The 22592-nt window shown below is 44.0% G+C and carries 20 protein-coding genes and 1 riboswitch; of the genes, 19 read left to right on the top strand and 1 reads right to left on the bottom strand.

Going from position 1 to position 22592, the window contains the following annotated elements; translation table 11 throughout:
- The first annotated feature begins 185 nt into the window (after positions 1-185).
- The 19 genes from topA to M8E35_RS10365 all read left to right on the top strand — a co-directional run bounded on the left by topA (position 186) and on the right by M8E35_RS10365 (position 21586).
- Positions 186-2276 carry a type I DNA topoisomerase gene (gene topA, locus M8E35_RS10455; RefSeq protein ID WP_252468813.1) on the top strand — a complete coding sequence of 697 codons (2091 nt, stop codon included), beginning with the start codon at positions 186-188 and terminating at the stop codon, positions 2274-2276.
- Between the two features lie 39 nt (positions 2277-2315).
- Positions 2316-3659 carry a methylenetetrahydrofolate--tRNA-(uracil(54)-C(5))-methyltransferase (FADH(2)-oxidizing) TrmFO gene (trmFO, locus tag M8E35_RS10450; RefSeq protein WP_252468811.1) on the top strand — a complete coding sequence of 448 codons (1344 nt, stop codon included), beginning with the start codon at positions 2316-2318 and terminating at the stop codon, positions 3657-3659.
- Positions 3638-4552 carry a site-specific tyrosine recombinase/integron integrase gene (gene xerA, locus M8E35_RS10445; RefSeq protein ID WP_252468810.1) on the top strand — a complete coding sequence of 305 codons (915 nt, stop codon included), beginning with the start codon at positions 3638-3640 and terminating at the stop codon, positions 4550-4552. The genes trmFO and xerA overlap by 22 nt, the downstream gene beginning before the upstream one ends.
- An 86-nt stretch (positions 4553-4638) precedes the next feature.
- Complete coding sequence (gene hslV / locus M8E35_RS10440) at positions 4639-5169, top strand: ATP-dependent protease subunit HslV (RefSeq protein ID WP_073032891.1); 531 nt, start codon at positions 4639-4641, stop codon at positions 5167-5169.
- An 11-nt stretch (positions 5170-5180) separates the two neighbouring features.
- Complete coding sequence (gene hslU / locus M8E35_RS10435) at positions 5181-6566, top strand: ATP-dependent protease ATPase subunit HslU (protein WP_252468809.1); 1386 nt, start codon at positions 5181-5183, stop codon at positions 6564-6566.
- A 48-nt stretch (positions 6567-6614) separates the two neighbouring features.
- Positions 6615-7409 (top strand): GTP-sensing pleiotropic transcriptional regulator CodY, encoded by a 795-nt coding sequence (gene codY / locus M8E35_RS10430; protein ID WP_252468808.1) that lies wholly within the window; start codon positions 6615-6617, stop codon positions 7407-7409.
- Between the two features lie 24 nt (positions 7410-7433).
- Positions 7434-7883: a hypothetical protein gene (locus M8E35_RS10425; protein WP_252468807.1), complete on the top strand. Its 450-nt coding sequence runs from the start codon at positions 7434-7436 to the stop codon at positions 7881-7883.
- Between the two features lie 178 nt (positions 7884-8061).
- Positions 8062-8787 carry a 30S ribosomal protein S2 gene (gene rpsB, locus M8E35_RS10420; RefSeq protein WP_073032885.1) on the top strand — a complete coding sequence of 242 codons (726 nt, stop codon included), beginning with the start codon at positions 8062-8064 and terminating at the stop codon, positions 8785-8787.
- Positions 8788-8976: 189 nt separating this feature from the next.
- The gene (gene tsf, locus M8E35_RS10415) at positions 8977-9630 is read left to right on the top strand and encodes a translation elongation factor Ts (RefSeq protein ID WP_252468806.1); all 654 of its coding nucleotides are present in this window, start codon (positions 8977-8979) and stop codon (positions 9628-9630) included.
- Positions 9631-9731: 101 nt separating this feature from the next.
- The gene (gene pyrH, locus M8E35_RS10410) at positions 9732-10457 is read left to right on the top strand and encodes a UMP kinase (protein ID WP_252468805.1); all 726 of its coding nucleotides are present in this window, start codon (positions 9732-9734) and stop codon (positions 10455-10457) included.
- Positions 10454-11011: a ribosome recycling factor gene (gene frr / locus M8E35_RS10405; RefSeq protein WP_073032882.1), complete on the top strand. Its 558-nt coding sequence runs from the start codon at positions 10454-10456 to the stop codon at positions 11009-11011. Before pyrH ends, frr begins: the two co-directional genes overlap by 4 nt.
- A 415-nt stretch (positions 11012-11426) precedes the next feature.
- Positions 11427-12191 carry an undecaprenyl pyrophosphate synthase gene (gene uppS, locus M8E35_RS10400; protein WP_252468837.1) on the top strand — a complete coding sequence of 255 codons (765 nt, stop codon included), beginning with the start codon at positions 11427-11429 and terminating at the stop codon, positions 12189-12191.
- Positions 12192-12200: 9 nt separating this feature from the next.
- On the top strand, positions 12201-12983 hold the full coding sequence (locus M8E35_RS10395; RefSeq protein WP_252468804.1) for a phosphatidate cytidylyltransferase: 783 nt from the start codon (positions 12201-12203) through the stop codon (positions 12981-12983).
- Between the two features lie 10 nt (positions 12984-12993).
- The gene (gene ytvI, locus M8E35_RS10390) at positions 12994-14097 is read left to right on the top strand and encodes a sporulation integral membrane protein YtvI (protein WP_252468803.1); all 1104 of its coding nucleotides are present in this window, start codon (positions 12994-12996) and stop codon (positions 14095-14097) included.
- 69 nt (positions 14098-14166) lie between these two features.
- Positions 14167-15309, top strand: coding sequence for a 1-deoxy-D-xylulose-5-phosphate reductoisomerase (locus M8E35_RS10385; RefSeq protein WP_252468802.1), 1143 nt, complete (start codon positions 14167-14169; stop codon positions 15307-15309).
- Positions 15310-15427: 118 nt separating this feature from the next.
- Entirely contained in the window at positions 15428-16498 is a 1071-nt protein-coding gene (gene rseP / locus M8E35_RS10380; RefSeq protein ID WP_252468800.1) for an RIP metalloprotease RseP, read from the top strand.
- A gap of 23 nt (positions 16499-16521) precedes the next feature.
- Positions 16522-17604: a flavodoxin-dependent (E)-4-hydroxy-3-methylbut-2-enyl-diphosphate synthase gene (gene ispG / locus M8E35_RS10375; protein WP_302049603.1), complete on the top strand. Its 1083-nt coding sequence runs from the start codon at positions 16522-16524 to the stop codon at positions 17602-17604.
- A gap of 144 nt (positions 17605-17748) precedes the next feature.
- Complete coding sequence (locus tag M8E35_RS10370) at positions 17749-19473, top strand: proline--tRNA ligase (protein WP_252468795.1); 1725 nt, start codon at positions 17749-17751, stop codon at positions 19471-19473.
- A 474-nt stretch (positions 19474-19947) separates the two neighbouring features.
- Positions 19948-20042: riboswitch (glycine riboswitch) on the top strand.
- A gap of 164 nt (positions 20043-20206) precedes the next feature.
- On the top strand, positions 20207-21586 hold the full coding sequence (locus M8E35_RS10365; protein ID WP_252468794.1) for an alanine/glycine:cation symporter family protein: 1380 nt from the start codon (positions 20207-20209) through the stop codon (positions 21584-21586).
- Between the two features lie 258 nt (positions 21587-21844).
- On the opposite strand, the gene M8E35_RS10360 is transcribed toward M8E35_RS10365, so the two are convergent.
- Positions 21845-22570 (bottom strand): amino acid ABC transporter ATP-binding protein, encoded by a 726-nt coding sequence (locus M8E35_RS10360; protein WP_252468836.1) that lies wholly within the window; start codon positions 22568-22570, stop codon positions 21845-21847.
- Between the last annotated feature and the right edge of the window lie 22 nt (positions 22571-22592).

The following is a 22592-nucleotide window of genomic DNA, read 5'->3' as shown; positions in this document are numbered from 1 at the left end:
ATGTTAACCGAAAGTACTGAGAATAATCCGATCTGGATATAAGTGAAGTATAAGAATAATTTAAATGGTCCTAATTCTAGAGTTATTATTTAAGAAAACAATTCAAGTTCGAACTTCCGCAGCGTGTTTCGAATCTTGAGGAAATGATAATTAAGAGTTTTCTAAAGTTTATTTGAGGTGAAATAATGTCAAAAACGCTTGTAATTGTTGAGTCCCCCGCTAAGGCAAAGTCAATCAGCAAATTTTTAGGAAGCCGTTATACGGTCAAAGCCTCAATGGGGCATTTGCGTGATTTACCGAAAAGTCAATTGGGTGTGGATTTAGAAAATGACTTTGAACCAAAATATATTGCCATACGCGGACGAGGCGATTTGATTAAAGATCTGCGTGCTGCGGCTAAAGGGGCAGATAAAGTCTTCTTAGCTTCTGACCCTGATCGCGAGGGGGAAGCGATTGCTTGGCATCTTTCTCATTTGTTGGGACTTAACCAAAGTGACAAAAACCGGATTGAGTTTCATGAGATTACTAAACAAGCTATACAGTCTGCAATTAAACATTCTCGTCAGATCGACCAAGATCGGGTGGATGCCCAGCAAGCCCGCCGGGTATTGGATCGCTTAGTAGGCTATCAATTAAGCCCTCTGCTTTGGCGGAAAATCAAGAAAGGGTTAAGCGCCGGTCGGGTCCAATCGGTGGCGGTCCGTTTAGTTGATGAGCGGGAAGAGGAAATACGGGCATTTGTATCGGAAGAGTACTGGAGTTTAATGGCAAATCTTCAATCTTCCGGTGGGAAATTTTTAGCTAAGCTATTGAAGAAGTCGGGAAAAAAAATCTCCATTTCCAGCAAAGCTGAAATGGAGGCAATTTTAGCTGATTTAGCGAAGAAAGAGTTTCAAGTTTCCGATGTCCGTACGAAAGAAAAGAAAAGGCTTCCTGCGCCACCTTTTATTACGAGCAGCTTGCAACAGGAAGCTCACCGTAAATTGGGCTTTTCACCAAAGCGTACGATGATGTTGGCACAGCAATTGTATGAAGGTCTTGACTTGGGCAAAGAAGGTACCGTTGGTTTGATTACATACATGCGTACAGACTCTGTCAAAATTGCTGAAGTAGCTCAAGAAGAGGCAAAAGAATGGATTCTGACTAACTATGGAAACGAGTATTATCCTCCGGAACCGCGTCAGTTCGCCAATAAGGGGCGGGCTCAAGAAGCACATGAAGCAGTCCGTCCCACTTTGCCTTTGCGTACTCCAGATTTGTTGAAGGGGATTTTATCAAGAGATCAATTGCGTCTGTACCGCTTGATCTGGGAACGTTTTATGGCAAGTCAGATGAGTGTGGCCATTGTGGATACATTGACTGTCGAATCCCTTGTGGATGAATACTTATTTCGTGCTAATGCATCAACCGTTCGTTTTCCCGGATTTCTAGCGATCTATGAAGAAGGCAAAGATGAAGACGAGACAATGGATGAAGAGCAAAACTCTTTGACACTTTCTGTTTCTCCGGGAGAAAAACTAAAACTGATTAAACTTCAGGAAAAGCAGCATTTTACAGAACCGCCGCCGCGTTACACCGAAGCCTCTCTCGTGCGTAAGATGGAGGAGGAAGGTATAGGAAGACCGAGTACTTATGCGCCGACCATTGAAACTATTCAGACACGAGGCTATGTTGTTAAAGAGGAAAAACAGCTCCTTCCCACGGAACTTGGGGACATCGTGATAACCTTATTAAAGGAACATTTCCCGGATATCTTAAATTTGGAGTTTACGGCCAACTTAGAAGAAAAGCTCGACCTTATCGAAGAAGGAAAAGCTCCTTGGAAAGCTGTGGTTAAAGACTATTACATCCCGTTTTCCGTGACCTTGGCTGAGGCTGAAGAGAAGATCGGCAAGGTGAAGATTGAGGATCAGGTCTCAGATGAGATTTGTGAGAATTGTGGTCGAAATATGGTGATCAAGATGGGGCGTTACGGCAAATTCTTAGCATGTCCTGGTTTTCCAGAGTGCCGGAATACTAAACCTCTTTTTGAAGAAGTGGGCGCTAATTGCCCAACCTGTGCTAAACCCCTGGTAGTTCGCCGCTCAAAGAAAGGGCGTAAGTTCTACGGTTGCCTTGGCTATCCAGAGTGCGATTTTGTTTCTTGGGAAATGCCGGCTCCCGACCCTTGTCCGGAGTGTCAGCAATTGATGGTGATCAAATCATCAAAACGCCAAAAGAAGCACGTATGCACCAATCCGGAATGTCGCCATACAATAGTGCTTGAAGAAAGCTAGTATATGAATGTTTAAAAACGTATAGGAGCGAATAACTACATGCATAAGTCTATAACTATCATCGGAGCAGGTCTTGCAGGTTCGGAGGCTGCCTGGCAACTTGCCGAACGAGGGGTTAGGGTTGATCTATTTGAAATGCGTCCGACCAAAATGACTCCCGCTCATCAAACGGATCAATTTGCGGAACTTGTCTGCAGTAATTCGCTTCGAGGGGCTGCAATCGAGAATGCGGTAGGGTTATTAAAAGAAGAAATGCGCCGTTTAGGGTCCTTGACCATGAGTTCGGCGGATCATAACGCGGTTCCCGCTGGCGGCGCTTTGGCTGTCGATCGGGAACTGTTTTCGAATGAAATTACTAAACGATTGGAACAACATCCCAATGTAAGTATTCATCGTGAGGAAGTGCGTACGATTCCGCAAACTGGAATTACAGTAGTAGCTAGCGGCCCATTGACCTCAGATGACTTAGCAGAAGATATCCTAAGGCTGACAGGCGAGCAAGCCTTAGCCTTTTACGATGCTGCTGCTCCAATCGTTACCCTCGAATCCATTGATTTGGACAAGGCTTTTTGGGCTTCGCGTTATGATAAAGGAGAAGCGGACTACCTAAATTGTCCCATGACCAGAGAAGAGTATGATTCCTTTTATAAAGCGTTAATAGAGGCAGAGATGGCTGAGGTTCAAGGATTTGAACAAGGTAAGGTCTTCGAAGGTTGTCTACCGGTAGAAGTAATGGCTAAGCGCGGTCCCCAGACGCTGACGTTTGGCCCCTTAAAACCTGTGGGGTTGGTGGATCCGAGAACTGGAAAAAGGTCTTATGCCGTCGTCCAGTTGCGCAAAGAAAACCAAGCGGGAACCCTGTTTAATTTGGTTGGGTTTCAAACTCATCTAAAATGGGGAGAACAGAAGCGCGTATTTTCTTTAATTCCCGGTTTAGAGAAGGCCGAGTTTGTGCGTTATGGTGTGATGCATCGCAATACGTTCCTCAATGCTCCAAAAGTTCTTAAGGCAGACTTTAGTCTGCGTCTTAAACCGGATCTTTTCTTTGCCGGTCAAATGACTGGGGTCGAAGGATATGTAGAATCTGCTGCCAGCGGGTTTCTGGCAGGCCTTAATGCTTGGCGAAGGCTTAGTCAGATGAATACCCTGGTATTTCCGCCTGAAACGACTTTAGGGGGCTTAGCACGTCATCTAGAGGGCTCCCCAAGTCAAAGTTTTCAGCCAATGAATATTAACTTTGGTCTATTACCTCCTTTAGGTGAACGGATAAGGGACAAGCGTGAAAAGAATACCAAGATTTCCGAACGGGCTTTGGAGGCTTTGGATGAATTTTGTGCTCGAGAGGATATGGGGAGGCAAGTATGCTCGTCGATGAAGCTTTAAGTTTATTTGTAGGCCATCAATATTCGCAAAATCGATCGGAGTATACCGTTGTTGCTTATCAAACGGATCTGAACCAGTTCTTTAAATTTGCAGCACTTGAACTGGGTCAAGAGCCCGAAACCCTTACTGTGGACCTAGTCGATATCTATATTGTTCGCAGTTTTCTTGGTGCTTTGTCGGAACATGGATTGGCTAGAAAAAGCATGGCTCGCAAGCTCGCTGCGTTGCGCTCATTTTTTAAGTTCTTATGCTATAAGGAAATACTACAAAATAATCCGGTACAGCGGGTGGCGAGTCCGAAATTAGGACGCAAACTCCCGCATTTTCTATATCTGGATCAGGTAGAGGGGCTCCTCGGTGCTCCGGATGGGACAGATTTATTGGGTTGTCGGGACAAAGTAATTCTTGAGCTTCTCTACGGTTCGGGACTGAGAGTAAGTGAACTGGTTGGTTTGGATCGAAATAATCTTGACCTGGACAGCGGGTTGATCCGGGTTCTCGGGAAAGGAAGCAAGGAGAGAGTGGTTCCGGTAACTAACTACTCTATTGCGGCCATCAAAGCCTATTTGGGAATGCGCGCAGATCAAAATCAAGCGCTTTTGCTCAATTACCAAGGAGCGCGCTTAACTGAGAGGTCTGTTCGCAGGATCTTGGATAAACTGGTCGCTAAGATCAGTTTGGAACAACACGTACACCCTCATATGCTGCGTCATTCCTTTGCTACCCATCTCTTAGATGGCGGGGCCGATCTAAGAAGTGTTCAAGAGTTACTCGGACACAAGAAACTCTCATCTACTCAAATTTACACTCATTTAACCCGTGAACGACTCAAAGAAGTTTTTAGTCAAGCTCATCCCCGTGCAAAAGTACCGAATAAAGATAAAAAAACATAAGTTTTCTCAAAAAAATGTAAATTAACTACAATTCAACTTGACATGCTGAAATAGCCCTAGTAAACTTTATATAAAGGGGGTTTATTATGTTTCATGCAACAACTATTGTCGCTGTGAAGAAAGGGGAACACATAGCTATAGCGGGTGACGGTCAAGTAACTATGGGGCAGGCGACCATTATGAAACATACTGCCCGCAAAGTTCGTCGCTTATTTCATGGAAAAGTCATTGCAGGGTTTGCCGGATCCGTTGCGGATGCGTTTACTCTTTTTGATAAGTTTGAACAAAAACTTGAAGAATATCATGGAAATCTTCAACGTTCAGCTGTAGAGTTGGCGAAGGAATGGCGAACAGACAAAATGCTGAGGAATCTCGAAGCCTTGCTTATAGTTGCCGACACGCAAAACCTTTTGATTGTGTCTGGTTCGGGTGAAGTGATTGAACCAGATGATGGAATCGCGGCCATTGGATCCGGTGGAAACTATGCTTTAGCAGCGGCGCGTGCCTTAACAAAGCACTCGGATCTATCAACATCAGAGATTGTACGGGAAGCAATGCTGGTAGCTGCCTCAATATGTGTCTATACAAATGAGCAAATTATCGTCGAAGAGTTATAGGGGGTGTGATTATGGATCACTTGACTCCGCGTCAAATTGTCCTAGAATTGGACCAGTACATTATCGGACAAAATACAGCAAAGCGGGCTGTTGCGGTTGCCTTACGCAATCGTTATCGACGTTCTTGTTTACCGGAACAGTTGCAAGAAGAGGTTATACCTAAAAACATTTTGATGATAGGTCCAACAGGCGTAGGTAAAACAGAGATAGCACGGCGGCTGGCAAAGCTCGTACGAGCCCCCTTTATTAAGATCGAAGCAACAAAGTTTACTGAAGTTGGTTATGTAGGCCGGGATGTGGAATCTATTATTCGCGATTTAATTGAAATATCCTTGCGCATGGTGAAGGCAGAGCGTATGGACCAAGTTCAGGCTCAGGCTGCGGTCAATGCCGAAAAACGTTTACTTGAATTGCTCGTTCCAGAAAAACGCACAGAGAGTTCATCAAACAACCCCTTTCAAATGTTATTCGGACAGTCATCAAATCAAGAAAAAGAACCTGATGTAAATCCTGAAATCGAAAAAGAGCGTAAAGTTGTAAGAGAACACTTGCAACGTGGAGAGCTTGAAGAGAAGGTTATTGATATTTCAGTTGAAGAAAGTATGCCTCTTTCCGATATGCTGGGCAACAATAACATGATGGAGATGGGTTTGAATATTCAGGATATGATGTCTGGTATGCTCCCAAAACGTCATAAGAAGAGAAAAGTCACAGTACGCGAAGCTCGAAAGATCTTGATCCAGGAAGAAGCTCAAAACTTGATAGATCATGACGAAGCTGTGCAGGAAGCAATTCGGAGAACTGAACAAGAAGGAATTGTATTCTTAGATGAGATCGATAAAATTGCTGGACGTGAAGGTACAAGCGGTGCGGATGTTTCCAGAGGGGGAGTCCAACGTGACATTCTGCCGATTGTTGAAGGATCAACCGTTGTAACGAAGTATGGTCCGGTTAAAACTGACCACATCTTATTTATTGCTGCGGGAGCCTTCCATGTTAGTAAGCCATCGGATCTTATCCCAGAACTTCAAGGAAGGTTCCCGATTCGTGTAGAACTCGAGTCGTTAAGCGTCGCTGATTTCAAACGCATTCTTACAGAACCTCAATCCTCGCTTATTAAACAATACAGCGCTTTATTAGGAACTGAAGGGATAAACGTAGATTTTACAGAGAATGCTATTGATGAATTGGCAGAAGTGGCTTATAAAGTTAATTCTACAACGGAAAACATTGGAGCTCGCCGACTTCATACAATTGTTGAAAAAGTGCTTGAAGAATTATCGTTTGAAGCTTCAGAACTGCCGGAAGACTATACGGTGACCATTAACAAGGAGTATGTTGAACACCGCTTAGGCAATGTGGTTAGAAATCAAGACTTAGCACGCTATATTTTGTAGAAACATGTAAATAAAACTAAGAGGTAAATTAAAGGAGGATATAAACTTATGGAAACAACATTATTAGAAAAAACGAGAACCATAAATAAGTTGATTCAACGGGCTGCTGGTAATCCTGTAGATTTTGAGGAGATGGCGAAAGTTCTCCGCCAGGCAGTAATTGCTAACTGTTACATTGTGGGACGACGTGGAAAGATCCTTGGGTACAGTTTTATGGAGGGTTTTGCTTGCGGAATTATGGAAGACATTGTTGTTCACACCGAGCGGTTTCCAGAAAGTTATAACGAGGGTCTGATGAAAGTTACCGGAACAACTACGAATACGACACAAGTTGCCAATGGTTGTATTTTTAATAGTACCGAACCCTGTGGATTCACCAATAAATTGACAACCACTGTACCTATTTTAGGTGGAGGAGAACGAGTTGGGACGCTTGTGCTCGCTAAGTATGATGTGGAATTTAATGAGGACGATCTTGTGCTTGCCGAATATGGTGCAACCGTTGTAGGTATGGAAATTTTGCGTGTTAAGGCAGAACGTGCAGAAGAAGAAGCTCGTAAAAAGGCGGCAGTTCAAATTGCGGTTGGAACTCTATCGTATTCTGAACTCGAAGCAGTTGAGCATATCTTTGCCGAGTTGGGCGGCGGGGAAGGACTTTTGGTTGCCAGCAAAATTGCCGATCGAGTGGGAATTACTCGTTCCGTGATCGTCAATGCCTTGAGGAAATTTGAGTCTGCTGGAGTGATCGAGTCAAAGTCATTAGGGATGAAAGGTACTTATATCCGAGTCCTGAACGATTATTTGCTTGATGAACTGGAAAAGCATACTAAACACATGAAATAGGCCTTTTAAAGAGGAGGTATTTCGATGGAAGAACATGATTATGTTTACCAACTGAGACCCCTTATCATTCCAGGCCTCGTGTTTCTTATTCTATATCCCCTGATTATTGGGGGAGTGCATATTTTCAGCAAGTTGCCAAGCCTGGAACTAAGGGTACTCATAGGAATCTATGTGATTTCAGGACTTGGAATAATCACCTTGTGGGTCGTTGGAAAGAGCAAACGTATTATTATGAATGGCGGACAAATTGTCTTTAGTTCGTTGCTGGGCGAACACATCCTTGAGCCGAAAGATATTCGACGGGTTGCCTTTTATTTCGATGATAAAGGGCAGGAGATCGCCCAGATTCGGACGAGCCAAGAGTTATATTATGTAAGTGAATTCTATTTCCCTTTTCCAGAGCTTATGAGTGATTTGGAGATCTTTATTCAACAGTACGACATACGTTCAAATCTCACGAGGTTGGCTAATTAAGCATAGTACTTTTGAGGTGAATTTCGTTGCAAAGCCAATAAGAATATGCTAATCTAGTAACAGTGTGATTTAATGACACACGCAGTGGGATGAAGGTGCCAGTTCCTTGTCGGGAGGCAAGGGGTACTTTGAGATGAACCTGCGGTGGAAAAAACGAAAAGAGAGTAGGTATATCTCAATGGCTGTTATTTCTATGAAACAATTACTTGAAGCGGGTGTTCATTTTGGACATCAAACACGTCGGTGGAACCCAAAAATGGCGCGCTATATTTTTACGGAGCGCAATGGAATCTACATTATTGATTTGCAAAAGACCGTGAAAAAAGTAGATGAGGCCTATAACTTTGTTCGGAATCTTGCTACTGAAGGAGGTACCATGCTGTTTGTGGGTACCAAGAAGCAAGCGCAAGAATCAGTTAAAGATGAAGCTGCACGATGCGGGATGTACTTTGTCAATGAGCGTTGGCTCGGAGGAATGCTGACCAACTTCCAAACAATCCAAAAACGTGTTGATCGATTACGTGTTTTAGAGCGCATGGAAGCAGAAGGCGTTTTTGAAGTGCTTACAAAAAAAGAAGTTTCTGCACTGCGTCATGAGATGGAAAAACTGGAGCGCTTCTTGGGCGGTATTAAGAATATGAAAAAGCTCCCAGATGCTCTATTTATCGTAGATCCGCGCAAAGAACGCATTGCCGTTGCAGAAGCACGCCGTTTGCATATTCCTATTGTTGCAATAGTAGATACTAACTGCGATCCAGATGAGATTGATGTTGTTATTCCGGCTAATGACGATGCCATTCGTGCTGTCAAGTTGTTAACTGCAAAAATGGCTGATGCTATTATCGAAGGCCAACAAGGTAACGAGGAAGAAGCTGAGGAAGCCGGAGAAGCAGTCGAAGCGTAAGCAAAAAAGTACAAAGCGAAGCGCGAGGTTCGAATTTCGAACCTCGCACGTTTCGTATCTTACTATTACTAATAAATACTTATAACAAATTTACTTATGGTTATCTTTTAATCATCACATATTGATACTATGCGTCGAACTTCGGCGCATTACGTATCGCTTTTATGACATCGAATAGGAGGGTTTAACATGGCAGAGGTTACTGCAGCTCTAGTTAAAGAGCTTAGAGAGCGAACCGGAGCAGGCATGATGGATTGCAAAAAGGCACTTACGGAATGCGGTTGTGAAATGGAGAAGGCTTGTGATTATCTCCGTGAGAAAGGACTGGCCGCCGCTGCGAAAAAAGGTGCGCGTGTTGCCGCAGAAGGGCTGATAGAGTCCTATATTCATGGTGGCGGACGGATCGGTGTGTTGCTTGAAGTCAACTGTGAAACAGACTTTGTCGCACGAGGAGATGAGTTCAAAACATTGGTTCGTGATCTTGGTCTGCATATTGCAGCGGCAAATCCACAATATTTGAACAAGGAAGAAGTTCCTGCCGACGTACTCCAACATGAGAGAGATATTTTGAAGGCGCAAGCTCTTAATGAAGGAAAGCCTGAAAAAATTATCGAGAAGATGGTAGAAGGCCGAATTGAAAAATTCTATAAAGAAGTATGTTTATTAGAACAAGCTTTTGTCAAAGATCCTGATAAGAGCATTAGTGAGCTTGTTCTAGACAAGGTAGCTAAAATTGGTGAACGCATCGTCATTCGTCGTTTCACTCGTTACGAGTTAGGTGCTGGTATTGAAAAACGACAAGATGATTTCGCTGCAGAGGTTATGAAAGAACTAAATCGATAAGTGACCTGACAATCAATCTAGAGAACACCCAGGTGTTCTCTTTTTGAAATGTGAAAGGTTTTCTATCAAACGAATATAATTAGATTGATGGAGGTTAATCCATGAAAAAGCCACGGTATAAACGAGTTGTCCTTAAGATAAGTGGGGAAGCCCTTGCAGGTAATCAAGGTTTTGGCCTTCAACATGATATGCTGGTTTCCGTTGCGGAGCAAGTGGCTGAAATTCGTGATATGGGGGTTGAAGTTAGCCTGGTTGTTGGCGGGGGGAACTTATGGCGTGGTATTACGGGTAGTGCTCAAGGAATGGATCGTTCCCAAGCCGATTACATGGGCATGTTAGCTACCGTGATGAATGCCTTAGCTTTACAGGACGCTTTGGAAAAAGCAGGGTCAGACACCAGGGTCTTGTCGGCAATCGAAATGCGACAAGTTGCAGAACCTTATATTCGTCGGCGGGCCATTCGCCACATGGAAAAAGGGCGGATTGTAATTTTTGCTGCTGGAACCGGTAACCCTTACTTCTCTACGGATACCACCGCGGCTTTAAGAGCAGCGGAAATCGAAGCGGAAGTTATCTTAATGGCTAAACGGGTGGATGGGGTTTACGATTCAGATCCGTTTGTTAATCCCTCAGCTCAGAGATTTGAGCGTTTAAGCTATCTGGATGTCCTTAGTCGAGGTCTTGGAGTAATGGATTCCACAGCGACTTCACTTTGTATGGATAATAATATTCCGGTAATAGTTTTTGACCTTACGAAACAGGGTAATATTCGGCGTGTACTTATGGGAGAATCGATTGGAACTTATGTTGGGAGGGATAATCAATGATTTCAGAAGTGATTAAAGATGCGGATGAGCGTATGCATAAGGGAGTTGATGCATTGCGCAGAGAATACTCTACGATTCGCGCGGGTCGTGCCAATCCGAGTGTTCTAGACAAGGTCATGGTTGAATATTATGGATCGCCTACCCCTATTAATCAATTGGCTAATGTTTCTGCTCCTGAGGCTAGAATGTTGCTCATTCAGCCATGGGATAGAACCGTTCTTCCTTCTATCGAAAAGGCAATTATGAAATCAGATCTAGGGCTTAATCCGTCAAGTGATGGGAATGTAATACGTCTCATGATTCCGCAGCTTACTTCAGAACGCAGAACGGAATTAGTAAAGACGGTTAAAAAGAAGGCTGAAGAAGCACGTGTTGCGGTACGTAACGTGCGTCGAGACGTTAATGATCAGTTGAAGAAGCTGGAGAAAGATCACGACGCTTCTGAAGACGAGGTCAAAAGAGCCCAAGAAGAAGTACAGAAAATGACGGATAAGATAATCAAAGAAATTGAACGTGTAATGGAAACCAAGGAAAGCGAAATCATAGAAGTATGATTCAGGCTTGGCTCGGTCGCGATTGGAATCAGATTAAGCCCGAAATTGAAAGGTTGGATAAACCTTACGCTTTCCAAACCACACGTCCTCATGGTAATATAGAATCGTGGGGAAACTGCCGAGTTGTTCGCGTCAGAGAGTTTGCTGACCGTGTGGAAATTATATTGGCGCACGAAAATTTTTCGCAGAAACAGACATTGACCCCCTAACTTTCAAGGGGGTCAATGTCGTAATTCGAGGTTCGCGACTCGTCGTGGTTCGATAATCGAAGATCGTAGTTCGAACGCAAATTTCGAGTATGCCTTAGAGTGAGCAAGATTATGATAACTAGTACAGTAGTATAAAGTATGACGACCAAAAATCGAACCGCGAACAACGAATATAGACCATCGAACATCGAGTTGGGGGTGTAATGATGTGGCCTAAGGCTTGGAAACTCAATAAGGTGGATTCAAAGGATCAGATTGCGCTGGAACGACTTCCTCGCCATATTGCCATTATCATGGATGGGAATGGGCGATGGGCTAAAAAGCGAGCTCTTCCCCGTTCAATGGGACATCGCGCTGGAGTTGAGGCTCTGCGAAAAGTTGTTAAGACCTGTTCTAATTTAGGGATTGAGGTCTTAACGGTGTATGCGTTTTCCACGGAAAACTGGAGCAGGCCTAAGGACGAAGTGGGTGTGCTCATGACTTTGCTTACGGAGTACTTGAGAAAAGAACTTCAAGAACTTCATGAAAACAATGTAGTCATTCGTGCGATAGGTGGAATTAATGAGCTGCCTAAGGAAGCTCAGCGTGAATTGGACAATTCGATTAAACGTACTCGAAATAATACAGGACTTATTCTTAACCTTGCTTTAAATTATGGTGGGCGATCCGAGATTATTGACGCTGTCAAGAAAATAAGTAAAGATGTTTTGAATGGGAAACAGCAAATCGAAGATATTGATGAAGACCGCTTTAGTAATGCGCTCTTTACAAGAGGGTTGCCGGATCCCGACTTAATGATTCGGACCTCAGGAGAGATGAGGCTAAGCAACTTTTTGCTCTGGCAACTTGCGTATACTGAAATTGTAGTAATTGAAGAACTCTGGCCTGATTTTGGGGAAAAGACTTTACTTGCTGCGATTATAACGTACCAGAAACGAGATCGCCGATTTGGTGGAATACATACAGATTGAGGATAGCACATGTTTATAAGAACAATGAGTGCAATGATCGGTGCCCCGATTTTACTGACATTAATCTATCTAGGGGGACCTTATACAGCTTTCTTGGTCGCTATATTGACCTTGCTGGCCTTGCGAGAATTTTTGCAAATTGGGGTTCAAATGGGTGTGAACCCTTGGTATATACAAACTACGGCAGCCACCGCTGTTTGGTTGACTAGTTTGTTCACTGGCAGGGAAGAATGGATAATGGCGGCCCTTCTCTTCTGGTTTTTGATATGTCTTGGTCGTCTTGCTCTGACATATCCTAAGTCGCCGCTTTCGGAAGCAAACTTTAATTTATTGGCTGTCGTTTACGCAGTTGTCTTACTTTCCCATCTTTATTTACTTCGTCAGGTTCCGAGAGGAATCGAGTGGACTTTTCTTACAATCTTTTTGGTATGGGCAACGGATACCGGCGCATATCTTATAGGGAGACAATTTGGACGCCGTCCTTTGGCACCTAACGTAAGTCCAAAGAAAACTGTGGAAGGTTCCGCAGGCGGATTGCTGTTCAGTGTCGTTGTAGCCATTGGAGCATGGCACCTCATCGGCGGAGCTTCTTTGATTATATATGTCGTTTTGGGAGTAATTATCGGAATCAGCGCTCAAGTGGGGGATCTATTTGAGTCAGCGTTGAAACGCGGCGCAGGAGTTAAAGATTCTGGAAACCTCATTCCAGGGCATGGCGGGATTTTAGACCGCTTTGACAGTCTGATATTTGCCCTGCCATTGGTATACTATGGAATAATTCTATTATCTTGAGGTGAAGGTATTGAGTATCCAGAAACACCCTCTTTGGGCAAATATCAACAGGCTGGCAATTGTGACAAGTCTCCTTGTAATTCTGAAGGTTTTTACATACTTTTTCCAAGACTTTTTGCCAGTTTTCGGTGAGGTTATCAGTAAGCTGTTTGGCGCTTTTTTGCCGTTTATTATTGCTCTCGTTATTGCCTTTTTACTCGAACCGCTCCTTGTTAGGTTAATGCGAGGGATACGAATTCGTCGGGCATATGCAGCAGTTCTTTCTTTATTATTAGCGATTGCAGGATTAAGCCTTTTTGTTTTTGTAATTGTTGCCCGCCTTTATACAGAATTATCCGAGTTGGCCATTAATTTACCTAATTATGGGTATCTGGTGGATCTTGTCTCAAAGCAAGTAGAGACTGCGGAAAGGTTTGTGGAGGTAAACCCCCAAATCCAAGACACCTTGTTTACGGCGACACAAACTCTGGCCAGCACCCTTCAAGCATGGGCTAAATCGGCAAGTTCATTCTTACTTTCTTTTCTGACCGCTTTGCCGCGTGTATTCATTATTTTAGTCGTGTCTGTTGTGGCAACATTACTGATAAGTTCAAGTTATCCAAATGTAAAACGATTTATTTCTAACTTGTTTCCAAGCCGTTGGCATTTAAGAGCTCAGGCGATTAGCGAGGATTTGGGTGCAGCTGTTGTAGGGTATTTGCGGTCACAAGCGATCTTAGTTTCTGTAACTTCGCTGGCAACAATAGGCGGTTTACTGTTGATGGGAAACCGCTATGCAGTTACGCTTGGAGTTATGGCTGGTTTGCTGGATATTGTCCCGATTGTAGGGACTGGAATGTTATTCGTGCCTTGGGCTGTCGCACTTTTTATTATGGGATCCTTCGGCGAAGGGCTAAAGTTGTTGCTGATGTGGATTGTTATCATGGTTGTGCGGCAGTTTCTTGAGCCAAAAGTTTTATCCAAAGCAATTGGAATTCACCCGCTTCCAACGCTTATTTCGATGTATGTTGGACTACAATTAATAGGTGGCTTCGGTCTTATTGTAGGACCTGCATTCGTAATATGTTATGAAGCTGTGCGGAGAGTCAGCGTTTTTGGACCTCCAAAAGTGTAGATGATTAGTTGCCAGGATGACTTTACTATGAAAAATAAGCTATTATTGAGCAGGAAGAGATGATTCGCGTTGAAAACGCTGACTATATTGGGATCAACAGGTTCAATTGGACGCCAAACTCTAGATGTCGTCAGTCATGCCGAAGGACGCCTTAAGATTCATGCCTTGGTGGCTGAAAAAAGTGTCCAGCTTATGGAAGAGCAGGCCCGTTTATATCGCCCTGAAGTGGTCGTGATGATGGAAGAGACTGCCGCGCGTGAACTTCGTGGAAGGTTGAGAGATTTACCAATTAGAGTAGATCAGGGAATGGAGGGGATTATCAACTCTGTCATCCCTCAACAGGTCGATACAGTGGTTACGGCTCTGTCTGGCAGGGTTGGTTTGGAACCTACCCTAGCTGCGATTGAAGCTGGTAAAACGATTGCTTTAGCTAATAAAGAAACCCTGGTGGCAGGCGGAGACTTAGTAATGTCTTCGGCTCGGAAAGTGAATTGCAAAATCCTTCCCGTGGATAGTGAACATTCTGCCATTTTTCAGTGTTTAGAGGAAGGTCCAGAAACCATTGAGAAAATTATTTTAACCGCATCTGGGGGACCTTTCTTTGGCTGGAACAAGGAAAAGTTAGCGACTGTCACTCTGGAGAAAGCGCTCTGCCATCCCAACTGGGATATGGGGGCTAAGATCACGATTGATTCTTCAACAATGATGAACAAGGGGCTTGAAGTGATCGAGGCGCATTATTTGTTTAATATGGAGTATGATGGGATAGAGGTGCTGATTCATCCCCAGAGTGTAATCCACTCTATGGTGGAATATCATGACGGCTCAGTGCTTGCTCAGTTAGGCAGGCCTGATATGCGCTTACCAATACAATATGCCTTAAGTTATCCAACGCGTTGGAAGAATCCATTTGAACGGCTTAACCTTAGAGGAAAAACTTTAACGTTCCATGAACCTGATTTAGATGCATTCCCTGCCTTAGCCTTAGCTTACCATGTAGGACGACGAGGAGGGACTCTCCCAGCCGTTATGAATGCTGCTAACGAAATTGCTGTTTCAGCATTCCTGCATGAGCAGGTCTCATATCTGGGAATTCAAGAAATTGTTGAAAAAGTATGCTCCGAGCACCATGTTTTAGATAACATGGATTTGGGAAGTATACTCGATGCAGACACTTGGGCTCGTCAGCGGGCAGAAGAACTTATTTCATAGTTTAATGTTTGACTTTCGAAAACACGAGATGGACAGCCATTTTTGAATATTTATATCTGTATTAAAGAGGTTCAAACCGCGAACTGCGAACATCGAGGAGAAAAAGGGGGGGGTTAAAGTGTTAACGACACTCGCCATCGTTTTTGTTTTTGGAAGCATGGTCATGATTCATGAATTTGGACACTATATTGTCGCGAAATGGATTGGAGTCAAAGTAATTGAGTTCAGCTTTGGTTTTGGTCCGAAAATTGTGGGTTATCAAGGGAAAGAAACGCTTTACGCTCTGCGTGTTGTTCCTCTGGGGGGGTTCGTCAAACTTCATGGTATGGATGCAGAAATCGATGAAAAAGGTCAAGCGGTTATAGCCTCGAACAAAGATGCAAGAAGTTTTATGAATAAGCCCGTTTGGCAACGTATGGCTGTAATTGCGGCCGGACCTGTAATGAATTTTGTTCTGGCGATTATCATGTTTGTAAGTGTCTTTGCTTATATGGGGATTCCAGCACCAGATAGCAGTAATATGATTGGCACGTTGGTTAAAGATAAACCCGCTGCTGCTTCAGGGATTCAACCGGGTGACAGAATTATTGCAGTGAACCAAGAACTAACGCAGGATTGGGCTAGTTTGACAGAAGCCATTCATTCTAAGCCGGATCAAGTGCTAAGCTTAACGATAGAACGAGGCGCAGATAAGCAACGTCAAACTATATCTGTAAAGACGGAAAAGGATGCACAAACAGGGTTCTGGATTATTGGGATTGGGCCGGAGGTAACTTATGTTCACGCTTCAATTCTCGAGTCAACCCGCGTGGGGATTGAACGGTCAGTGGATTTTACAAAGCTGATTATCATGACCTTAACGCAAATGATCACAGGGAAGATTCCAGCAGACGTAGGCGGCCCGGTTATGATTGCTCAAGTCATTGGAGAAGGAGCTAAAGAAGGTTTTTCTAACTTATTAGGTTTGACGGGAATCTTAAGCATCCAATTGGGCCTTATTAACTTATTCCCTATCCCTGCCTTGGATGGAAGCAGGCTTGTATTCCTTTTGATTGAAGGATTAAGAGGTAAACCGCTTAATCCAGAAAAGGAAAATATGATACACTTGGTGGGCTTTGTATTACTAATGGGATTAATGCTTGCCGTAACTTACAAAGATGTCTTGCGCTTATTTGTCAAAGCCGGCTAATCTACAGGGGGAACTGAGTCATGATACTGAGAAAGATGACCAAACCAGTACAGGTTGGGTCTGTAACAATCGGCGGTGGAACTCCGATTGTTGTACAATCAATGACCAATACGGATACCCGTGATATTTCCAGCACCTTGGCACAGATTCACACCTTAGCTGAAGCTGGGTGTGAAATTGTGCGTCTTGCTGTTTTGGATGCAGATGCGGCGAAGGCCTTAAAAGTAATTGCCGCTACAAGCCCACTCCCTGTAATTGCAGATATACACTTCGATTACCGTCTGGCCATTCAGGCAGTTGAACAAGGGATTCATGGATTAAGATTAAATCCTGGCAACATAGGTGCCCGCTGGAAGGTACAAGAGGTAGTGAATGCAGTGAGGGAACAACAGATCCCTATCCGTATCGGAGTTAACGCTGGATCACTGGAGAAGGAACTTCTTGAAAAGTACGGAGGCCCTACTGCGGCAGGAATGGTCGAAAGTGCTTTAGGGCATATTCGGTTACTTGAAGATGAAGGTTATAATATACTAAAGGTTTCTCTCAAAGCCTCTTCTGTCCCCCTAATGCTTGAAGCTTATCGCAAGATAAATGAGGTTATTGATTACCCCTTACATTTAGGGGTCACCGAAGCAGGAACTGTACGCTCAGGGGTAGTGAAATCAGCAATAGGAATTGGGACACTGCTTGCCGAAGGGATAGGAGATACGATTCGAGTGTCTCTAACCGGAGACCCCGTGCGAGAAATTCCAGTGGCCTTAGAAATTTTGCGTGTCCTCAACCTGCGCCAGCGCAGCGTGGAATTAATCAGTTGTCCGACTTGCGGTCGGACACAGGTTGATCTGGCAGCCTTGGCAGAAAAAGTCGAGGAACAGTTATTACTGCTTCCACCATTGGACAGGCCCTTAAAAGTTGCAGTTATGGGATGCGCAGTCAATGGGCCAGGAGAGGCCCGTGAAGCTGATTTTGGAATCGCCGGGGGTAAAGGTGTGGGGCTTTTATTTCGCAAAGGAGAGATAATAGCCCGTTTGCCGGAACACGAATTGCTAGCAGCCCTGCTCCACGAAATTGAGGATTATGTTCGGGGTCATCAGAAACTTCAGTAGTCGTATTTGGTTTTTACTTGATAATTTATAGATGCGTCAATTGACAAATTGAAAAGGTATTAATAAAAAATAAGGTCGCGTTAAGTAAGTATGATCACAGGAGAAATAGTAACACTAAGATGATTTTGGAAAGGAATGGACAACATGCTCGTCAGCCAACTATTAAATCCTACACTCCGCGAGGTTCCAGCTGAAGCTGAAGTCATCAGCCATCAACTGATGGTCAGGGCAGGTTTAATTCGCAAGTCTGCGTCTGGATTTTACACCTATTTGCCTTTGGGGTTAAGAGTATTGAGAAAGATTGAAACTATTATAAGAGAAGAAATGGATGCCAAAGGGGGACAAGAAGTCCTTATGCCAATTATGCAACCAGCTGAATTATGGAAAGAGAGCGGACGCTGGGATGTATATGGCGCAGAGTTGTTTCGTCTAAAAGATCGTCACAATCGTGAGTTTTGTCTTGGACCGACTCACGAAGAAATTATCACAGACCTTGTTCGGGGTGAAATCCGATCTTATAAGCAACTGCCAATGCTCCTTTATCAAATTCAAAACAAATATCGCGATGAGCGACGCCCTCGCTTCGGATTAATGCGCGGCCGTGAATTCATCATGAAAGACCTCTATTCGTTTGATCGTGATGAAGCAGGCCTTCATGAGAGTTATCAAAAAATGTACGATGCTTATTGCCGAATATATTCCCGTTGCGGTTTAACCTATCGTCCGGTCGAAGCGGACCCAGGTGCTATTGGAGGGACCGGTGGATCACATGAGTTCATGGTATTGGCTGATTCAGGGGAAAATTCGGTGGTGTATTGTTCAGGGTGTGATTATGCCGCCAATACGGAAAAATCCGAGTGCCGTCCCCAAATTATCGAGGATGCATCTCCTGAAGGACAGCGGAAGTTAGTGCCAACACCGGGAGTCAAGACCATTGAGGACATCAGTAAGTTTTTAGCTGTACCGAAGAGCACCTTAGTTAAGTCGTTGCTTTATCAAGGGGATGAGAAGACGTTTTTAGTGTTGATACGCGGGGACCGTACACTAAATGAAATAAAAGTAAATAATGCCTTAGGCGGGTTTGTATCCCTTCAACTCGCCTCACCCGAGTCAGTTGAGAAGATTTTGGGTTGTGAGCCAGGTTCTGTAGGCCCTGTTGGAGTGCCTGATGGGCTTATGGTCATTGCGGACGAAGAGGTTCCCCTCATGAAAAAGGTTGTGTGCGGAGCGAATAAGGCGGATAATCACTATGTGGATGTTGTCCCCAGTCAAGATTTCCGTATAGATCAGGTGCTTGATTTACGAATGGTTGAGCCGGGTGAAGCTTGTCTTAGATGCGGTGCTCCACTTAAAGAGGCCAGAGGAATCGAAGTAGGCCAAGTTTTCAAACTGGGAACCAAGTATAGCAAAGCATTAGGAGCAAACTTTTTAGATGAAAACGGTGTGGAGAAAAGTTGTGTGATGGGTTGTTACGGAGTTGGGGTAAGCAGAACGATTGCTGCTTCCATCGAACAAAATCATGATGACTTTGGAATTATCTGGCCCATGCCGATTGCTCCTTACCAATGTATCATTGTACCAGCGAGTACCAAAGACACCTTAGTCGTTGAGACAGCTGCTAAACTTTATCAAGAGCTCAAGGGTCTTGGAGTGGAAGTTGTTCTCGATGACCGAGATGAACGTGCTGGTGTGAAATTTAAAGACGCAGATTTGGTTGGATATCCGATAAGGGTGACCTTAGGAAGCAAAACCTTGGCCAATGGTCAGGTTGAACTCAGAGAGCGTAAATCTGGTGAGACACATTTGGTGAAAGTAGAAGACCTCACTCAAAAGGTGAAGGCAATTGTGGAGAAAGCTTTACTGTATTAACAAAACAGGGAGACACCTACTTACAGAAGCAGGTGTCTCGAACGTTGATTAATCTTGGGGTGAGATATGAACTGGAACACTCAAATTTGCGTCGTTAGAATCTTTGTCTTTTAAATTTATCTTGTATAAAGTTATATATAAAACTATAATGTTAATTAACTCCAGTGAACTCGTTCAGCTAAAGCTGAACATCGAGACTTCGGTGACGTAAGTCTCCAGTGGAGACTTACGCCGAAGGCGCAGATCCACATACAAATACTTCGCGCCAAGTATTCCTATTGGGAAAGGCGCTTGGCGATACTCTCCACTGGAGACTATCGTCACCGAAGTAGAATAAGGAACACCCACTTGAAGAAGTGGGAGTCTCGGAATTGATAAATTGAATATTGCTGGATGATATTTGCGGGAGAGTGGCAAGTAGCCTGCCGAAGAGGTTGTACTTTCAGGAGCTTGAATTCAAGCAGGACCGTAAATTGACAGGACTCTGGAGAGACCCAAATGATGGGCGCCGAAGGGGCAACGCAATGACGCTTTGCTAATCTCTCAGGCAAAAGGACAGAGTATTTTTTATGTTTATTTTTAAAAGACGCATTTTCAGGTGACTTCTAAAATAGACTAATAATGCTAATAATATCCAGAGTCAAATCGCTAAGATTTGGCTCTTTTTATATATAAAGTTGCAACTGTCTAAGTTGCTAGGGCATTAGAAAGATTAATTAAGGAGGAACAAAAAATGCAATCATTTCACAACGCTATTATCTGGTTGAACGATTATCTCTGGGGCCCCCCGATGCTGGTTCTGCTTTTTGGTACGCACTTATTCCTAACCTTTCGTACCCGATTTATCCAAAGGCACATTTTCAAAGCCATCAAACTTTCTGTAACTAAGGACCCAACTGCTGAAGGGGATGTAAGTCAATTTGGTGCCCTCACTACTGCGTTAGCGGCTACCATTGGTACAGGTAACATCGTTGGAGTATCTACGGCTATTGCCCTGGGCGGTCCTGGTGCAGTGCTTTGGTGCTGGCTAACGGGAGTATTCGGCATCTCAACAAAGTACTCTGAGGCTTTATTGTCCGTAAAATATCGGGTTAAGACCTCCAATGGTACAATGCTCGGAGGTCCAATGTATGCACTGGAGAACGGTTTAGGACAAAAGTGGTTAGCTGTGTTATTCTGTATCTTTACTGCGATTGCCGCTTTTGGTATTGGTAACACTGTTCAAGCCAATTCGATTTCTTCAATGGTAAATGAGACCTTTAACATCCCTCATTATATCACGGGTTTCATTATGGCCGCTCTCACGGGTGTTGTTATTATCGGTGGAGTGAAATCCATTGCTCGAGTGTGTGAGAAACTTGTACCGTTCATGGCAATTTTCTACGTTCTTGGATGCATCGCTATCTTAGTTTTGAATTCTTCTTACGTATTACCTGCTATATCCTTAATCTTTGAATCTGCCTTTACCCCTCAGGCGGCTGGCGGTGGCTTCATTGGGGCGTCTATCATGATGGCAGCTCGTTATGGTATCGCACGCGGTTTATTCTCCAACGAGTCGGGATTGGGATCTGCGCCAATCGTGGCAGCGGCAGCTCAAACCAGAAACCCTGTTCGTCAGGCCCTAGTCTCTGCCAGCGGAACCTTCTGGGATACTGTGGTAGTTTGCGCAATGACCGGTATCGTCGTAGTGAGCAGTATATTGAGCAACCCAGCGGCAGCGGAAGGGTTAAAAGGTGCCGCTTTAACAAAAATGGCCTTTGCTCAAATCCCTGTAGTTGGTCCGATTGTTCTAACTTTTGGACTTTTAACCTTCGTATTTTCAACCATTTTAGGTTGGTCTTATTATGGGGAGAGAGCTATTGAGTACTTATTTGGAAAAATAGCAATTATTCCGTACCGTGTAGTCTGGGTGCTTGCCGTATTCTTTGGCTCCATAATGACTCTTCAACTTGTTTGGGATATGGCGGATGCTATGAATGCACTGATGGCCATTCCGAACCTTATCTCTCTGCTTCTCTTAAGTGGAGTTATCGTAGCAGAAACGAGAAAGTATCTTTGGGAAGACAATTTGGATGCCATCTCAACAGAACCTATTCCAACCATCAAAAAGTAAGTATTAACAGCACAAAAAGACGGCTCTTTTATTTAGGGGTCGTCTTTTTGTATCAAACAAAGGGGCAATTCTGTTACTTTCTTTTTTTGTTTGTGATATATAGTAAATGAATAATGCAGTAAATGTCGCATTATGCGAAGAATAAGCATAAGTTGAGTTTATTAATATGCCAAGAGTTGCTAATAGACAGAAGATCTACAGCTAAGGGAGAGTATCGAGATGCCAGAAGTCCTCTGAAAAATAAGCAGGTTAAGTCATTTAATGACTTAACCTGCCGAGGAAGGCCTGGGTTCGTTTTTCTTGGGGGTTACTAAAAATCTGAATAGGTGAGCCCTCTTCAACAATACGGCCTTCGTCTATGAAGATTACCCTGTCTGCTACTTCTCTAGCAAAGCCCATTTCATGAGTGACAACAACCATTGTCATTCCGTCCTCTGCCAACTGCTTCATTACGGTGAGAACTTCTCCAACCAGCTCAGGATCAAGAGCTGAGGTTGGCTCATCGAAAAGCATAATTTTCGGATGCATAGCCAGTGCTCTGGCTATGGCCACTCTTTGGCCTTGTCCCCCAGACAGCGTCCCTGGGTAGCAGTTTTGTTTATCCAAAAGGCCAACCTTCGTGAGTAGCTCCCGGGCTGCTTTGACAGCAATGTCCTTCTTTTGATTAAGCACGTGAACGGGAGCTTCGATGACATTCTCCAACACAGTCAGGTGAGGGAAGAGATTGAATTGCTGGAACACCATTCCCACCTGACGGCGAATCAGTTTGAGACTGCTTGATTTGCTTTCCAGAGGTACGCTGTCTATCAAGATTTCTCCCGCGGTAAGTGTTTCCAGTCCATTTAAGCAACGCAGAAAAGTGCTCTTTCCTGAACCACTCGCTCCGATCAGGACCACAACCTCACCTGCAGATACTGTCGCATCGATACCATCAATAACTCGATTCTTGCCGAAATCTTTGACTAGACCCTTAACATTGATCATTGACTTTTCCGGAAGACTAAGA

The organism is Desulfosporosinus nitroreducens (genome assembly GCF_023897015.1).
GTDB classification, from domain to species: Bacteria; Bacillota; Desulfitobacteriia; order Desulfitobacteriales; family Desulfitobacteriaceae; genus Desulfosporosinus; species Desulfosporosinus nitroreducens.
This window is presented reverse-complemented; position numbering and strand designations above follow the sequence as displayed.

What these genes read in the sequence shown, in the direction of transcription:
- codY (WP_252468808.1), top strand. Translation starts at nt 6,615, where the DNA reads ATGGAAACAACATTATTAGAAAAAACGAGAACCATAAATAAGTTGATT.
- frr (WP_073032882.1), top strand. Translation starts at nt 10,454, where the DNA reads ATGATTTCAGAAGTGATTAAAGATGCGGATGAGCGTATGCATAAGGGA.
- hslV (WP_073032891.1), top strand. Translation starts at nt 4,639, where the DNA reads ATGTTTCATGCAACAACTATTGTCGCTGTGAAGAAAGGGGAACACATA.
- tsf (WP_252468806.1), top strand. Translation starts at nt 8,977, where the DNA reads ATGGCAGAGGTTACTGCAGCTCTAGTTAAAGAGCTTAGAGAGCGAACC.
- topA (WP_252468813.1), top strand. Translation starts at nt 186, where the DNA reads ATGTCAAAAACGCTTGTAATTGTTGAGTCCCCCGCTAAGGCAAAGTCA.
- rpsB (WP_073032885.1), top strand. Translation starts at nt 8,062, where the DNA reads ATGGCTGTTATTTCTATGAAACAATTACTTGAAGCGGGTGTTCATTTT.
- M8E35_RS10425 (WP_252468807.1), top strand. Translation starts at nt 7,434, where the DNA reads ATGGAAGAACATGATTATGTTTACCAACTGAGACCCCTTATCATTCCA.
- trmFO (WP_252468811.1), top strand. Translation starts at nt 2,316, where the DNA reads ATGCATAAGTCTATAACTATCATCGGAGCAGGTCTTGCAGGTTCGGAG.
- xerA (WP_252468810.1), top strand. Translation starts at nt 3,638, where the DNA reads ATGCTCGTCGATGAAGCTTTAAGTTTATTTGTAGGCCATCAATATTCG.
- M8E35_RS10370 (WP_252468795.1), top strand. Translation starts at nt 17,749, where the DNA reads ATGCTCGTCAGCCAACTATTAAATCCTACACTCCGCGAGGTTCCAGCT.
- M8E35_RS10365 (WP_252468794.1), top strand. Translation starts at nt 20,207, where the DNA reads ATGCAATCATTTCACAACGCTATTATCTGGTTGAACGATTATCTCTGG.
- uppS (WP_252468837.1), top strand. Translation starts at nt 11,427, where the DNA reads ATGTGGCCTAAGGCTTGGAAACTCAATAAGGTGGATTCAAAGGATCAG.
- pyrH (WP_252468805.1), top strand. Translation starts at nt 9,732, where the DNA reads ATGAAAAAGCCACGGTATAAACGAGTTGTCCTTAAGATAAGTGGGGAA.
- M8E35_RS10395 (WP_252468804.1), top strand. Translation starts at nt 12,201, where the DNA reads ATGTTTATAAGAACAATGAGTGCAATGATCGGTGCCCCGATTTTACTG.
- hslU (WP_252468809.1), top strand. Translation starts at nt 5,181, where the DNA reads ATGGATCACTTGACTCCGCGTCAAATTGTCCTAGAATTGGACCAGTAC.
- M8E35_RS10360 (WP_252468836.1), bottom strand. Translation starts at nt 22,570, where the DNA reads ATGATCAATGTTAAGGGTCTAGTCAAAGATTTCGGCAAGAATCGAGTT.